We start from the raw sequence: 15,579 nt of genomic DNA, 5'->3' as shown, positions 1-15,579 counted from the left end.
TAATAAATGAAGTTAAAAATTTCAAACATAGCCTCTTCATGTAAGCACTTACTATTAGCATGCACTTTATTATCAATAGTACCTAGCACCTATGCTGCCGTCACTTGGAATACAATAAACCCTCATATTCAGTTTTTAAAGCAACAAGACAAGCTTCGCTTTTACGACTCTAACCAAGTATTAATTGAAGGCGAAAAATGTGCCCTACTTGTTGATACGAGCGCCAATTTTGCCGCAGTTGAACAACTTGCTGAAGATTTAAAGAAGCGCCTTAAAACACCCTTATGCTATTTAGTGGCTACCCACTACCATGACGATCACTTGCTAGGTATGGCGGTTATGCAAAATTTTTATCCAGGTGCTAAGCTCATTGTCCATCAGCAGGTAAATAAAAATTTTAACCTTTATCAAACAGCATATACCGACAAACTAGACACCTATGAAAAGAGCATTGAGCTGAGCTACCAACGATTAGCGAATGTGCCCAAAGAAGAGCAAGCTAAATGGCGAAATAAGTTAGAACTTGCAAAAAAACGACTTTTTCGCTGGCAGGAGTATCAGCTTAGCAAACCCAAAATAGTAATTGATAGTCGTAAAGTTATCGACCTTGGTGATTTTGAGGTAACGCTTAAGCCGCAGCAAGCCCATACTAACGGCGATTTAACTATTACTACTAATAATGGCAGTGTGCTGATTGGTGGCGATATCGTTGACTGGCTTCCTTACCCTGGACACGGTGAACTTAAAAGTTGGCAAGCGTTGCTTAAGCAATATATTAACGACGAAAAGCTCACTATTATTTTACCTGGGCACGGCGGTACATTAACAAAAGAGCAACTGAAACAGCCTCTATCATTTTTAACAGCCATAACAGAGCACGTTAAAAACAATAAAGATCAAAGTATTGAGCAGTTAATGCTGTCGTTTCCTGAATCAGTTATTGAGCCTTATAAACAAGAAGCGCTTAATATAAAATCGAGCAACTTCTTTTTACAAGCTGGCCTAAATCGCGCAAAAAGCGCAGAATAACTCAACACAACGGATTGTGTTAAAATAATAAAAGGAATTTACAAAAGTGATCACTATGCGCAGTTTGGTTTTATGTTGTTTGGGTATTTTGTTATTTGGTTGTCAATCAACGGAGCAAGAACCACTAGAAGCTCCACAAATATTTACTCATTTTGAGCCTGACTATACTTATGATACTGATGATGAAGTAGCTCAAACGCCCCAAGTTAGTGAGCACGTTACGCCACTTCAATTCAAAAAAACAATCGTAAAAAAGCGCCCACCAAAAACCACCGATCTGTGGGTGCATATAGCCAACAATCTACACTTTACGGTTTATCAAAATCGCGCGTTAAAAAAGCGTATCAGCTGGTACGCAAAGCAACCTAACTACTTACAAACTGTGAGCAAACGCGCAGCGCCTTACCTGTATCACATCGTAAAAAAAATTGAGCAAAAGCAATTACCTATGGAGCTCGCATTACTACCATTTGTAGAAAGCGATTTTAGACCAACGATAGCCTCATCACAGCAAGCTGTTGGTGTTTGGCAGTTAGTTGGCGCAACAGCGCATCACTTTGGAGTTAAGTCAGACCAATGGTACGACGGTCGCCAAGACGTACTTGCTTCAACCGATGCTGCACTTGATTACTTAAGCTACTTACACAAACGCTTTGATAGTAATTGGCTACATGCTTTGGCTGCTTATAACAGTGGTGAGGGCCGCGTTAAACGCGCAATCGAAAAAAACAAAAAACGCGGTAAAAGCACCGATTACTGGTCACTTAGTCTACCAAAAGAAACCGCCGACTACGTACCCAAGTTACTCGCTTTAAGCTATTTAGTTAAGCACCCACAAAAGGGCATTAAACGCCCAAAGCTTGCATATAAGCCATTTACCACACAAATGAATATAGGCCAGCAGTTCGACTTTTCAGTCATCGCTAAGCTCTCTGGTATAGGTTCAAAGCAGTTACACGCGATTAATCAGGGATATTTAAAAAATCAAAGCTCACCTAACGGGCCGCATACTTTACTGCTTCCTATAGGGCAAGAGGCTTTATTAAAAAGTCAGTTTTTTAAATCAAACTTTGCTGGAGAGTACATCGTTAAACAAAACGACACGCTTTACGGTATCGCTAGACGTTTTAGTATGTCGGTAAAAGCTTTAAAACAACTTAATAACAAAAATAATAATTTAATAGGCGTTGGAGAAAAGTTATTAGTTGGACAACCTAAAACCCTGCCAAGCACATTAACTGTTGATTACAAAATTAGCCCTTATTTAGAACACCAAGAGATTGCGATTCCCACCATTGAAATAGATTACGAAGTTAAGTCGGGCGATAGCCTTTGGAGTATAAGTCAACTTTACGATGTACCCCATAGCGACTTGGCAAAATGGAACAAACTCTCTGCATCAAGTATTTTAAAGCCTGGCACTCAATTAGTACTGTTTATACCACAGGCTGAAAAGCAAAAAGCAGCCCCAACAAAAAAAGATTTTCTGCTAAATTTACAAAAAACACTAAATCAGCCACGTTAAGTTTATAAACAAGTATATTTCGCGTAAAATTGCGCCCTAACATAGTTATTATTTGAAGAGACAAGCATGCAAATTAGCAAAAATTCAGCGGTTGAATTTCATTACACCCTTAGCGAAGCGGGCGAGCAAATAGAAAGTAGCACAAACGAAGCGCCACTTACTTACATTCATGGCAGCGAAGGCATGCTTCCTGGTTTAGAAAAAGCACTTGAAGGTAAAGAAGCAGGCGAAAAATTTAGTGTAACTCTAGAGCCAAGTGAATCATACGGCGAGCGTGTTGATGACTTAATTCAACGCATTCCGCTTAAGCATCTACAAGGCGACGTTAAAGTATGGAAACCAGGTATGACAGCAATGGTTAGCTCTAACCAAGGTCGTCATCAGGTTACTATAGTTAAGGTTGGTCGTTTTAACGCAGATTGTGATTTAAACCACCCATTTGCTGGTAAAACGCTAACGTTTGACGTTGAAGTTATATCGGTACGTGAAGCAACAAGTGAAGAAGTTTCTCACGGACACGTGCACGCTGAAGGCGGCTGTGGTCACTCTCACTAGTTAGCAATAAAGGAAGTAAGTATGTCTAAAGTTGCAGTAGTTACAGGTGGCACAAAAGGTATTGGCCTAGCCGTAGTAAAGCGTTTGCTAAACAATGGCTATGAAGTACATAACCTTGATATAGAGCTAAGCGAAATCGGTATATTTCATCAGTGTGATGTAAGTGATGTATCGGCGGTACGCAACTGTATCAACGCTATCTGTGAACAAAGCCAACGTATTGATGTACTTGTTTCTAATGCTGGTAAACACTTAAGCGCAAATATAGAAAGCACCGACGAGCAAACTCTCGATGCACTTTTTGCGCTTAATGTTAAAGGCGCCTATGCCGCTGTACAAAGCGTATTGCCAAGCATGAAAGCGCAAAATAGCGGCGCTATTATATTAGTCGCTTCCGATCAGGCAATTATAGGTAAGCAAAACTCTTTTGCGTATAACCTAACAAAACATGCCCTTGCTTCAATGGCTAAAACAACAGCGCTTGATTACGCGAGTTTTAATATTAGAGCAAATGCGGTATGCCCAGGCACAATAGAAACTCCGCTTTTTCATAACGCAATAGATGCGTACTGTGCAAAAAGTGGCGCAAACAAAGCTGAAATAGTTGCCGAGGAAGCAAGTCTGCAACCGCTTAACCGATTAGGTCAAGCCGACGAAGTTGCTGCTCTTGTGAGCTTTTTAGCAAGCGACGATGCCAGCTTTATTACTGGCAGCCTACAAAGCATAGACGGTGGCTACACTGCACAATGAAGACTGTTCAATGAGTAATGCGCAATGAGCCTAAAAATTATTGACCCACACGTACACTTTTTTAATTTAGTAGAAGGTCAATACTCATGGCTACAAGGTGCTAACCCACCAGCGTGGCCAAATTTAGAAAAAATAAAACAGCCAGTAAGTGCACAGCAACTAGTTCAAAGTACTGACTTTGAACTCGTAGGGCTTGTTCATATAGAAGCTGGGTTTGATAACATCTCCCCTATTAACGAGTTAAATTGGCTAAGCTTGCATTTAAAAGGTATTCCATTTAAAGCCATTAGCTACAACCAAATTGACTCATCGGCTGATGAGTTTATAAACTCGCTAGAAGCTTTAGCTCATCTGAGTTTGTGTGGCATTAGAGATATAACCGAAGGTACTGACGCAAAGCGTTTATTAGATGCTAATAGCTTTAAAAACCTAACAACATTATCAGATACCCGACTGCATTTTGAAGCTCAGTTTGATATTGAAAATGGCGAAATAACCAAACAAATAGCTTACTACGCTAAGCAGCTACCGCAGCTTCAAATTATAATTAATCATGCAGGACTGCCAAGTAATTTAAATACTTGGCAACAAGGTGTTGAGTTACTTGCTCAGCATGACAATATTGCAATTAAGTTTTCTGGTTTTGAATTACTACAACTCACCAGCGAACAACAAGCGGCGTGTTTTAATTTTCTTTTTAATCACTTTGGCCAGCAGCGTATTATGTTTGCCAGCAACTTCCCTGTGTGCCAAATAAATACAAGCTACAACAATCTATGGCACTGCCATAAGGCGCTATGCTCAAACGATAAGACATGGCATGACCTTAGCTATGTAAACGCTAAGCACTACTACCAAGTGTAAGTAAAACTAGTTATATTAAACTCTATTTTTATGATAATACGGCCAATTTATGAAAATGTACTTTTTACTAATCGTTGTATTTTCAGCGTTTCTTCTCAATGGCTGCATATCGCAAAGTCCAGACCCTACACCTAAGCTGCAACATGCTCTACTGGTAAAGCCGAATAAAACAGCCGTTAGCAAGGCAATTAGAACACTGGTACATATGCAAGAGACTCAATTAGCTGATGATGTATTTACTACCAGCAGCACAGTAACCATTAGCAATGTAGATGGTAATAATATTATCGACACGCAAAGTCGCAATACACCCGATCAGTTTGAATTGATGATTAAAGGCAAGCGATGCTATATACGCCACCTTGATAGTAAAGCAACTATTGAGCTTAAAGATGTCGAATGTAAAATTAACGAGTTATAACAAGCTTTACCTCCCCCCAAGCAAGTAAAAGCCGGTAAGTGACTAATCACTTACCGGCTTTTATATAACCTAAACTCAGGTTAAAAAGTTACTTAATTTCTACACGCTGAGAACGCATGACAATCTCATCGTTTAACTCAATACCCAACCCTGGCTCTTCTGACACTTCAAAGAAGCCGTTTTTAGGTTGTGGATCTTGTAAACATAACTCGCGGTTCCACTTTTTAATCGCATAAGTATGGTGCTCATGAATTAAAAAGTTAGGGATAGCCGTTTCTAAGTGCAGTGATGCTGCTGTTGCAACAGGCCCGCCACATACATGAGCTTGAATACGCACATCAAAAATATCAGCGTAATCACACACTTTTTTGGTTTCGGTAAAACCACCACATAAGCCAATATCAGGTTGCAGAACATCAATACTTTGATCTTCTAAGTACGGGCGCACACCCCAGCGATTATACAAACGTTCACCACCAGCAATTGGCACATTAACTTTATCTGCTACTTTTGCATGTAATGAATGGTTTAAATAGTTAACTGGCTCTTCAAAGTACATACAGTCAAATTCTTCTGCAATTTCACCCAACTGAATGGCTGTTGTCACACCTGGTAAACTGTGGCATTCAAAAATAATATCCACTTCGTCGCCAACTGCTTCGCGAATAGCTTGCATACGCGCACGATATAGCTTCATTTCAGTACGTGATATTATTTTTGTACGGTCGTAATAAGTATTACCGTCTTTATCGTACTGAATTGGATCTACTTTTACTGCATCGTAACCTTCGGCCATCGCCTTTAAAGCCGCTTCTGCATATTCTTGCGGCTGTACTAGCGCTTTAAATTCGCTATCCCAGTCAAACTGTAATTGCGATGCGTACGTACGTAGTTTATCGTTAACTTTACCACCCAGTAATTGGTATACAGGTAAACCAAGCGCTTTACCTTTTATATCCCAAAGCGCGGTATCAATTGCGCTCATTGCAGCATATACAACAGGTCCGCCACCTAAGCCCCAAAAGCTCTCACGTAACATACGAGACCATAGCTTTTCTGTTTGAAATGGGTCGTGGCCGATTAAAAAGGCATCTGCCATTTCCTTAATCATAGCCGCTGCAGCACTGTGACCTAAATCGTATGCAAGGCCCGCTTCGCCAACACCACTAATACCTTCGTCAGTATGAATACGTACAAACACAGGTGTCCAAGAAGGTCTATCAGGACAGTGAATATCAAATACTTCAACGCGATTTACTTTCATTAAAATTCCTTATTAACCGCTATGGGTTATTTTGCAAAACTAGGGTCAAGTCGATACGCTTTACGTAACATCGCAGGCCACGCAAGTTGCCCGCCAGTGCTGCCACTGTGTACTACGTTTGCTTGATTATAAATATTGTCGATTATAGGCTGCGGTACTTCAATAACCTCTTGCGAGCTTGATTGTAGCGCTAATTGAATTTCACACGCTCGCTGTAAATCATAAAAGCGCATAAACGCATCGCCTACCGTTGGGCCTACCGTTAAGCCACCATGATTTACCAATAACATATGGTTAGTGCTGCCTAAATCGTCTTGCAACACTTTTCGCTCGTCGTCGTTTACCGCAAGCCCTTCGTAGCCATGATAAGAAAGCGATGGCAGTGAAAACATTGAATACTGGCTAAGCGGTAATAAACCATTTTTTTGTGTAGCAACAGCGATTGTTTCTTTAGTATGAAGGTGAATAACACAATGAGCGTCTTCGCGTACCTCATGAATAGCGCTGTGAATAGTAAAACCAGCTGGATTAATACTAAATGGCGTATCATCAATAATGTTACCGTCTAAGTCGACCTTTACTAAATTAGACGCAGTTACTTCATCAAAGGTTAAACCAAAGGCATTCACTAGGTAGTGATCGGTGCCAGGCAAACGTGCTGATAAATGCGTATAGATTAAATCCCCCCAACGAAAGTGCTCTACCAGTCTATAACATGCGGCTAAATCAACACGAAGTTGCCACTCTTGTGCTGATACTTTATTTTTTAAATTGAGTTGGGGTAAATCAAACATAATAAGCCTTTTAAAAACGTACATTACTAACCTGTACGAACAGATGTTTAGAAGTCTAAAGCAGTCTCTATTTTATAGCAAACACCAAACAAAACAGCCACACTATTGTGTGGCTGTTTGTAAAACTAAAATACCAATTGTATTTAAATGGTATAGCTGCGTAGATTATTTTACGTTAGCTAGGTAATCTGCAATTGCTTCAAACTCTTCATCAGTTACCGTTGCAACCATTGCTTTCATAGCCATAGTCATACCGTTATTACGTGCACCTGATTTGATGTCTTTCATTTGCGCTACTAAGTAGTCTTTGTTTTGACCATTTAGCTTAGGATACATACCCATAATTGGTGCTTTGCCTTCAGCGCCATGACAAGTTTGACAATTTTTAGCGGTATAAAGTGTGGCGCCATCGGCCGCTGCTGCATTAAACGAGAAGCTTGCGGCTAAAGTAATACCCGCACCTAATAGTAGTGTTTTCATCTTGCTCATTGTATTTACTCTTCTTTTTTGACGGTTAGAAAAACTGTTCTATTGATTGTAGTAAACAATCAAATAAAAAGCATACGTACGAAACGACGCTAGACGATCAACTTAACCAAAAACCGCTAACTCGTTTCTGTCTCACTTTTATATACTTTAGCAAATAAAAATGAGCTTACCCTTAATAAACTATTACCACACTATATCATCTGGTACTTCAAAGTCTGCGTACGGGTCATCTTCATCTTTTGGTTTGTTTTCTGGCTCTACATGAAAAACAATATACTTTTCGTCAACTTCAGCCACTTTGCGTGCTGGTTCGTCGTCTAATACGTAAAATTGCCCTTCTAGTACACAAATAGCTAAACGACCGCCCGATAACGCTTTTTGCGTTTTCTCGTTCACGTCGATATTTTTTACTTTGTTTTGATAAGTAAAATTAAATGTGCGCTCACCACGAATAGCGTCTTGGTTGTGGTGCTCTAAAATTTGTTTAACACGCGCTTCTTGTTCGCGCTGCTTTAAGCTCACTTGGCGTGTTTGGTTAAGCTCTTCAGCTTTTTTTTGCTGCTCTAGCTTGGTTTGTTGAATATGCTTTTGCAGATCACTTGGGTTGCTAGTAGCCCCTTTCTTTTGCTTTTTTTGTTGCTTACGCTTTTCTGATTTAGCAACTTTAGCATTATGCGATGTTGTTAATCCTGCTTGAAGCAATTGGTCTTGTAATGAACCCATGGCTTTGTTCCACTAAAAACTAATATTAGGGTTATTTTAATCACCAACGAGTTCAAATAACAGCGCTATCGACATTAATCTAGCAAACTAGTTAAAACAAACCATGATATGGCGCAAAGGGCATGGTTTTAATTATCAATTAAAAACAATTTTTAATACAATACCAGACAACCAATCAGCAAATGTATAAGCCATATAATGCGTTTACCTCATCTACTCGTTTGCTCGGTATTTATATTTTTTGTACTTTATGCACCGCAACCTCTACTTAGTCTTTTTGCGAGCGAATTTAATGTAGCCCCTGCGGTAGCTGGCAGCTTAATGACTGCAACTATGTTGCCCTTAGCCATTGCCCCGCTTGTTTACGGTTTATTTTTAGCAAAAATAAATCCACTACTTATATTACGTATTGCAATGGTGCTTTTAGGCCTTAGCTGCTTACTTTTTATTTATGTACCTAGCTTTGAGCTTTTATTATTAGTCCGATTTTTACAAGGTTTAACGCTCCCTGCAGCTTTAACCGCAATGACTAGCTATATAGGTATGAGTTATAGCGCTGATACACTTCAAAAAAATATGACCCTATATATTGGTAGCAGCATAGTTGGTGGTTACTTTGGTCGTGTGCTCGCAGCTTTGTTTAGCGACTTATGGAATTGGCAGAGCTTTTATTACGTAATTGCTTTTATGCTTATTTGCTTAGCTTTGACAGTTAAGCATTCTCGCTTTACAAACCCAGCTAAACAGTCGCAGCTCTCCCCACTCGATTACATTAAACAACTTAAAGAAGGCGCTGTACTTAAAGTTTACGGCGCCGTTTTTTGTATGTTTTTTTGCTTTGCGGCACTACTTAACTACTTACCGTTTATATTACAAAACACGTTTTTAATTACCAATACTCGTGACATAGGTTTGGTTTACAGTGGTTATTTAATTGGTGCCCTCGCCTCTATTGCTGCACCTTGGTTACTTAAAAAAGTCCCTTCGCCTTGGCATTTATTAACTGCGGTATTTAGTTTTTATAGTGTGAGTATTATTTTATTAATGAGCCGTCAGCTTAGCTTATTTTTAATCGCATTTACTTTGTTTTGCGGTGCTATGTTTGTGATTCATTCAACTGCCGCACCGCTCGTTAATAAAATCAGTAAAGCCCCACCAAGTGTAACCAACGGCGGATATGTATCGTTTTATTACAGTGGTGGTGCATTGGGTTCGTTATTACCCGGTGTGGTATACCAACATCATGGTCAAACGGCATTTATGTTTACTTTATTAGCCGTTTGCTTATGTGGTTTGTCATTAATTATGTGGGCTTATTTTGAGGGTAAAAATACAACGCGTGGCTGATGGTTTGTGTGATTAAAAAATGTGTTTAAGTCAGCTTTACTAAGCAACCATGTTTGGGTGTTTTCAAACGGATGGCAATGAAATAAATCACCGCTGTAAATATCTTGGTCAACCCATAAGCTTACTTCGTTTTGCTTATCATTTAAAAGCGCCAACATTGATACACACCCTGGTGCTACTTTTAAATACTTAGCTAATCGTTCACTCGATGCAAACCCTAAACGCGAAAGCCCTTGTTGTTTTGAGAGCGCTTTTAAATCGAGTTGCTTATTGTGTGCTGTAATAACTAAAAAGTGTTGTTTACCCTGGTTATCACGTAAAAATAAGTTTTTTAGGCGAGTACCAGGGCGCTCAATCATAAATTCATCAGCTGCTAAGCTAGTATGTAGCGGCGGATGCTCTATTCCATCATAGTCAATATCTAGGTGCGCTAAAAGCTCTGCTAACTTAGTTTTATCCGCATACATATTACAAACAACGCCCTCTTAATTGCACGCTTAGGTCTCGCCATAAAACTTCACTTACTTCGTGTTTATTATCGCAATACTGACGCTCTTTTAACTCTTCGTTTAATAACTCAACAGCTTGATCTTCTAACTGCAATTTTAAAACACTCGATTCTTCAAAATGCTCTTGTTCAATATACTGCTTAACCTCACCACGGCTTGGTCTCTTGTTTGGACCACGGTCTAAGTTAAAGTTTTCACGATGCTTAGCTTTTACCGAAACAACATAAGCAAAAAGTTTATTGCCTTGATCATCTTGCTTTTCGTGAAACTGTTTATTATTTATTTCAAAAGGCGGCTCATCATTCGAGGCACAACCAGCGAGTAAAACCATAAGCGCCAGAACACATTTTTTCATTGTTTTTTATCGTTTTAGTTTTGAATTAAGCCGAGTCTAACAAAAATTGACGAAAACGGTGAAAATTTACGAAAAAATACTTGACCAAATTTATAAAAAAACTTAAAGTTCGTCCCGCTTGGAACTCAGCAGTCAAGCAGTTACATTATATGTAATTTAGGAATGTGGGGCTATAGCTCAGCTGGGAGAGCGCCTGCCTTGCACGCAGGAGGTCAGCAGTTCGATCCTGCTTAGCTCCACCACTTTCCTACTCCTTTTCAAATTCGTTCTACTCTTCTATTTTTCCATTGTTTTTATTATTTTTTGATACCCTACTATTCTAATTTTCATTCTATATAATTTTAAATTTATCCATTCAACTTGTGTCTTTACAAGTTCTTAGCTATACATAATGTCACACATTAATACTTTAGGCTTAACATGGACAACCCTAAGCGTTCAACGCTAAAAAAGCTAGCTGCTATAGGTTTAACAGCTGGTGCGATAACACATGCGCCTTATGTTTTTGCCCGAAAAAAAGTCACATTAAGAGTACTTGGTACTCATGTAACACTCCAAGAGGCTATCCGCAAGCAAGCGATGAGTGACTTAGGTATTAATATAGAATTTACTCCAGCAGGCAGCGCTGCTGTTTTGCAAAAGGCATCAATGGACCCTAGCTCCTTTGATTTATACGAACAGTGGTCAAACAGCATTAATGTGCTTTGGGATGCAGGTTCTATTCAGCCAATAGAAAAAAAGCGACTCACCTACTTTAACGAGATAAATCCACTCACTAAAACGGGAAAACTAACCGAAACTGCAAGTATTGGTGCAGGTGATGCCCCCTATAAATTATTAAATGTTCAACCCGATGGCACATTAAGCGCTCAAGAAAGCGATCATATTAGCTTTTTGCCTTATGTGCATAATGTTGACTCTTTTGGTTACAACACCAACTTTATTAAGCCCGGTATAGCATACGAAACAGAAAGCTGGAGTTGGCTGCTTGATGACGAGAACCGAGGTAAAGTAGCCATTGTAAATGCGCCTACCATTGGATTATTTGACCTAGCCCTAGCAGCACAAAGCAAAGGACTTATAAAGTTTAACGATATAGGTGCAATGACCCGCCCAGAACTTGATAGATTGTTTAGTATATTACTCGACTTTAAACGCCAAGGTCATTTTAGTGGCTATTGGAACTCGGTCCCTGAATCGATTGAGTTTATGAAAAGTAAGCGTGCCCATATAGAAAGTATGTTTTCGCCTGCCGTCTCTGCGTTAAACAGTAAAAATATTAATGTTCGTTTTGCCGCGCCAAAAGAAGGCTACCGAGGATGGCATGGTGTTATGTGTTTATCGTCACAAACACAAAGTAGCGTAAAAGATGCAGCTTACGACTATATGAATTGGTGGCTTTCAGGCTGGCCTGGTGCATTTATTGCTCGCCAAGGTTATTACATTAGTAACCCACAACGCTCTAAACTACTTCTATCTCAGGCCGAATGGGATTACTGGTATGGTGGAAAAGCAACAAACATAGATTTATTAAATACAAATGGCGACGTAGCAGTAAAAGCGGGTGAGCAACGCAACGGCGGTAGTTACCATAAACGCTTTAGCAATGTAGCAGTATGGAACACCGTTATGCCAACCTATGACTACAGTCTACAAAAATGGTATGAGTTGATTAGCCGATAATGATAATAAATTCAATTAAATCAAAAATAATATTAGCTTTGTGTCCGCTGATTGGATTACTTCTTTTGCAAAGTTACTTGTTTAACTATTCGCAAACGACCTTACTAAACTTGCAAAAGTCGCAGCATAACGCGCTTATTCAAAGCGAAGCTGTGAATCACTTAGAAAACGATATTATCTCTTTGCAAGCGTATGCAGTCTCATTTATTGACAATGCAAATGAAAATACGATTACCAAATTTAATTTTTATTTAAATAAGGCAAATCTAAACCTTAAGCAACTAAAAACAAATACTCTACACCATCCCCTTGAATACAAAAACTCACTAATACGCCTTGGCGAGTATTTAAGTAACTACCAAGATACATTTGGCCAAGTTGTCGTAAACAGACAAAAACGCGAACATCTTTACACTACTCAGTTCAAACAGCCTATTGATGACTTACAAGTAACAATTAGTAATTTAGAGGAGTCTTCAAGCGACAGTAACAAGGTTATTTTCAACGATGTTTTACTCACAATAAGTAATTTACAACACGCAATTATAAGCTACCTCTATAAACCTAATTTTGATGAAGCACAAAATGTAAAACAAAACTTAAATCACTTACATAAAAAACTAACGAGCACCTCTGTAATAAATGAATCCCTCTCCAATAAAACAACAAGCTTAAAACAAGCTTATAACCAACTTGTATTACTTACCCGTAGCTACACTTTTTCTGTAAATGTAGTGCTTACAGGCATAGAAAACGAATTGCTATATTTAACTAATGAAATTAAAAATATAGAAAAAAATAAACTAACCGAAACAGAAGAGCTATTAGGTAACCACTTAACAAAAAATACAGAGCAGGCAAATATATTTGCCGTTTTAATTATGTTAATCATTTTGTTTTTAAGCTATTTTATTTTCAGATCAGTTATAAAACCGATTACTCAGCTCACTTTACTACTTAAAGATATGAATAACGAAAAGCCAGTAACTATTTCAAATAACAACCAAAATCAAACAGAAATAGCATCGGTAATAAAAGCCGCTAACGCTTTGTATCTAAAAAACAAGCAAACCAAAGAACTGCTCAACGAAACTCGTGTATTAAATACCCAAATGGAAGCAATGAATGCCGACCTAACGAGTGCTATGGAGCAAACTGATAAAGCCAATAAAACAAAGATAGATTTTGTAGCCAACATGAGTCATGAGCTTCGCACCCCAATGAATGGCATATTGGGCATGTTGCAACTGTTACAAAGCAGCGAGCTTCCTTTAAGGCAAAAACACTATGCAGACAAAGCTTTTTCAAGCGCTCAAAATTTATTGCAGATTTTAAATAATATTCTGGATTTTTCTAAACTAGAATCGGAAAAAGTCCAGTTAGAGAAAATTCCATTTACCTTACATACTATTGTTTCTAACGTACAAAACTTGTTCTCAACCAATGCAAAGCAAAAAGGTTTGTTATTAAACTTTACTTTGCATGTTGATGCAGGGCTTGAACTTATTGGCGACCCCATGCACTTAAGCCAAATAATAAATAACTGTGTAGGTAACGCAATTAAGTTTACTGAGCATGGTGAAATATCATTAATTATAGAAGCGACATCTCAACACGAAAAAACAATAAACCTTCGCTTTAGTATAAAAGACACCGGTATTGGGATGACTGAAGAGCAATCAAAAATTATATTTCAGTCTTTCTCGCAAGGTGATTCAAGCACAACAAGAAAGTATGGTGGAACCGGTTTAGGACTCACTATAAGCAAACAATTAACTAAACTACTTGGCGGAGATATACAAGTAAGGAGCACGATTAATCAAGGTAGCGAGTTTTTCTTCACTCTACCCTTTACCTTATCTGAGCAGCAAAAACTTAAAAAACATGCCCTATTAATTAGCCCCGATAATGAGCAAATTAAAAAATTAATGGACTTGCTAAGTGATATAAATATAACAACAGAAACCACACAAGAACCATTAAGAGCCATTGCTAAAATGGCTCAACCTAATAGCCCATTTAGTATTGTAATAATGTCGATAAAACAAAAAGAGCTCAAAGATAACTTTATATTACAACAACTGTATGCTCAAAATAAAAATACTAATGAAAAATTGACGCTTATTTTATTGATTACTGATGAAGAGTCTCCTGAGCCAATTACAAAAAATGAAAGTATAGACATTACAATTATTGGTAATAAAAATAGTGAAGTAGAAATTTTAAGGAAGCTTTCACCTGATAATTTTAAAGAAAAGCAATTAAGGCCTCATCCTAAATTCTCGGGTTTTAATGCATTGGTGGTTGACGATAATAAGATTAACCAAGAAATAGCTTCTGCCCTTTTAGCAAGGTTAGATATGGCCGTGATCATTGCTAATGATGGACATGATGCATTAGGTAAAGTAGAGACAAATGACATTGATATTATTTTTATGGATGTTCAGATGCCAGTTATGGACGGCTTAGAGGCAACAAGTATATTAAGAGAGCGGGGCTACAAAACTCCCATAATTGCAATTACAGCAGCCGCAGATCCTAATGATAAAAAAGCAGCGTTTAGAGCGGGTATGGATGACTTTTTAGTAAAACCAATTATTTTTGATGCTCTTTTCGAAAGTATAGAAAAACACCTACAAAGTAACAAACCATTAAATACAATTAATCTGCAGCTGGCAAAAGAAAACGTAGAAAACAATGATGAATTGTTAGCTAAATTATTTACTCAGTTTGTCAACGATTACAATGACTTTTCAATTAAAGCTGATATATTAATCAAAAATGGAGAGTTAGAAAGCTTAATTCGACTAGTACATACACTTAAAGGATTGGCCGGAACATTAGGCTTGGAGCTACTGCAACAAAGCACGCAAAGTATTGAGAAAAACTTAATAGATGAGAAGAGTATTAACTTATCTAGCTTTAACGAGCAATTAACTCTTACACTTTTTGCTGTAAAACAGTTTTTGATAGCTGACGGCTTTAAAAAAGAGCATAAGCAACTAAATCAGTTAGAAAACGAAGACTCGGTTATTGATAATATATACTCATTAGCATTAACAGCTCGCCCTGTACCTAGCAGTTTGATTAGACAGCTAGAAATGAATCAATATGATAGAGGGCACTCTTTATTTAAACTCAAAGAAGCAATTGATCATTTTAACTACGCGCTAGTGATTGAGCTTATTGATAAGTATAGAAACGATAATAAAAATTAGGCATAACCACTAACCTGAACTAGATTTAATATTGCAAAGAACGCAAAGAAGGA

At 38.2% G+C, this 15,579-nt stretch carries 15 protein-coding genes and 1 tRNA gene; 10 read left to right on the top strand and 6 right to left on the bottom strand.

Annotation, left to right across the window (positions count from 1 at the left end):
- The first annotated feature begins 6 nt into the window (after positions 1 to 6).
- The 6 genes from BW142_RS04555 to BW142_RS04530 all read left to right on the top strand — a co-directional run bounded on the left by BW142_RS04555 (position 7) and on the right by BW142_RS04530 (position 5,144).
- Complete coding sequence (locus BW142_RS04555; protein WP_076924038.1) at positions 7 to 1,029, top strand: MBL fold metallo-hydrolase; 1,023 nt, start codon at positions 7 to 9, stop codon at positions 1,027 to 1,029.
- Between the two features lie 55 nt (positions 1,030 to 1,084).
- The gene (locus tag BW142_RS04550; RefSeq protein WP_076924037.1) at positions 1,085 to 2,554 is read left to right on the top strand and encodes a LysM peptidoglycan-binding domain-containing protein; all 1,470 of its coding nucleotides are present in this window, start codon (positions 1,085 to 1,087) and stop codon (positions 2,552 to 2,554) included.
- A 66-nt stretch (positions 2,555 to 2,620) separates the two neighbouring features.
- The gene (locus tag BW142_RS04545) at positions 2,621 to 3,109 is read left to right on the top strand and encodes a peptidylprolyl isomerase (protein WP_007586440.1); all 489 of its coding nucleotides are present in this window, start codon (positions 2,621 to 2,623) and stop codon (positions 3,107 to 3,109) included.
- Positions 3,110 to 3,130: 21 nt separating this feature from the next.
- Positions 3,131 to 3,859: an SDR family oxidoreductase gene (locus tag BW142_RS04540; RefSeq protein WP_024600208.1), complete on the top strand. Its 729-nt coding sequence runs from the start codon at positions 3,131 to 3,133 to the stop codon at positions 3,857 to 3,859.
- 24 nt (positions 3,860 to 3,883) lie between these two features.
- Complete coding sequence (locus BW142_RS04535; RefSeq protein WP_076924036.1) at positions 3,884 to 4,723, top strand: amidohydrolase family protein; 840 nt, start codon at positions 3,884 to 3,886, stop codon at positions 4,721 to 4,723.
- Between the two features lie 49 nt (positions 4,724 to 4,772).
- Positions 4,773 to 5,144, top strand: a complete 372-nt coding sequence (locus BW142_RS04530; RefSeq protein WP_076924035.1) for a hypothetical protein — start codon at positions 4,773 to 4,775, stop codon at positions 5,142 to 5,144.
- Between the two features lie 88 nt (positions 5,145 to 5,232).
- On the opposite strand, the gene BW142_RS04525 is transcribed toward BW142_RS04530, so the two are convergent.
- From BW142_RS04525 to BW142_RS04510, 4 genes are all read right to left on the bottom strand, one after another.
- Positions 5,233 to 6,408 carry a mandelate racemase/muconate lactonizing enzyme family protein gene (locus BW142_RS04525; protein ID WP_007375956.1) on the bottom strand — a complete coding sequence of 392 codons (1,176 nt, stop codon included), beginning with the start codon at positions 6,406 to 6,408 and terminating at the stop codon, positions 5,233 to 5,235.
- 26 nt (positions 6,409 to 6,434) lie between these two features.
- Complete coding sequence (locus BW142_RS04520) at positions 6,435 to 7,202, bottom strand: class II aldolase/adducin family protein (RefSeq protein ID WP_024600211.1); 768 nt, start codon at positions 7,200 to 7,202, stop codon at positions 6,435 to 6,437.
- A gap of 165 nt (positions 7,203 to 7,367) precedes the next feature.
- Complete coding sequence (locus BW142_RS04515) at positions 7,368 to 7,691, bottom strand: c-type cytochrome (RefSeq protein WP_024600212.1); 324 nt, start codon at positions 7,689 to 7,691, stop codon at positions 7,368 to 7,370.
- 183 nt (positions 7,692 to 7,874) lie between these two features.
- Positions 7,875 to 8,414, bottom strand: coding sequence for a DUF2058 domain-containing protein (locus tag BW142_RS04510; RefSeq protein ID WP_002957867.1), 540 nt, complete (start codon positions 8,412 to 8,414; stop codon positions 7,875 to 7,877).
- A gap of 198 nt (positions 8,415 to 8,612) precedes the next feature.
- Here BW142_RS04510 and BW142_RS04505 point away from each other — a divergent pair, with 198 nt between their 5' ends.
- Positions 8,613 to 9,761: an MFS transporter gene (locus tag BW142_RS04505; protein ID WP_076924034.1), complete on the top strand. Its 1,149-nt coding sequence runs from the start codon at positions 8,613 to 8,615 to the stop codon at positions 9,759 to 9,761.
- Here BW142_RS04505 and BW142_RS04500 read toward each other — a convergent pair.
- Together BW142_RS04500 and BW142_RS04495 are read right to left on the bottom strand one after the other, a co-directional pair.
- Positions 9,728 to 10,228 (bottom strand): prolyl-tRNA synthetase associated domain-containing protein, encoded by a 501-nt coding sequence (locus tag BW142_RS04500; RefSeq protein WP_076924033.1) that lies wholly within the window; start codon positions 10,226 to 10,228, stop codon positions 9,728 to 9,730. The genes BW142_RS04505 and BW142_RS04500 overlap by 34 nt on opposite strands.
- Position 10,229: 1 nt before the next feature.
- Positions 10,230 to 10,625 carry a hypothetical protein gene (locus BW142_RS04495; protein ID WP_024600215.1) on the bottom strand — a complete coding sequence of 132 codons (396 nt, stop codon included), beginning with the start codon at positions 10,623 to 10,625 and terminating at the stop codon, positions 10,230 to 10,232.
- Between the two features lie 166 nt (positions 10,626 to 10,791).
- Between BW142_RS04495 and BW142_RS04490 the strand changes: the two genes are divergently transcribed.
- The 3 genes from BW142_RS04490 (at position 10,792) to BW142_RS04480 (ending at position 15,526) form a co-directional block, all read left to right on the top strand.
- Positions 10,792 to 10,867 (top strand) — tRNA-Ala (locus tag BW142_RS04490).
- Between the two features lie 178 nt (positions 10,868 to 11,045).
- Complete coding sequence (locus BW142_RS04485) at positions 11,046 to 12,308, top strand: extracellular solute-binding protein (protein ID WP_076924032.1); 1,263 nt, start codon at positions 11,046 to 11,048, stop codon at positions 12,306 to 12,308.
- Entirely contained in the window at positions 12,308 to 15,526 is a 3,219-nt protein-coding gene (locus BW142_RS04480; protein ID WP_076924031.1) for an ATP-binding protein, read from the top strand. Before BW142_RS04485 ends, BW142_RS04480 begins: the two co-directional genes overlap by 1 nt.
- The last annotated feature ends 53 nt before the right edge of the window (positions 15,527 to 15,579 follow it).

The organism is Pseudoalteromonas sp. EB27 (genome assembly GCF_001974875.1).
GTDB lineage: Bacteria > Pseudomonadota > Gammaproteobacteria > Enterobacterales > Alteromonadaceae > Pseudoalteromonas.
Note: the sequence above shows the minus strand (reverse complement) of the source record. Positions and strands in the feature narration are given on the sequence as shown.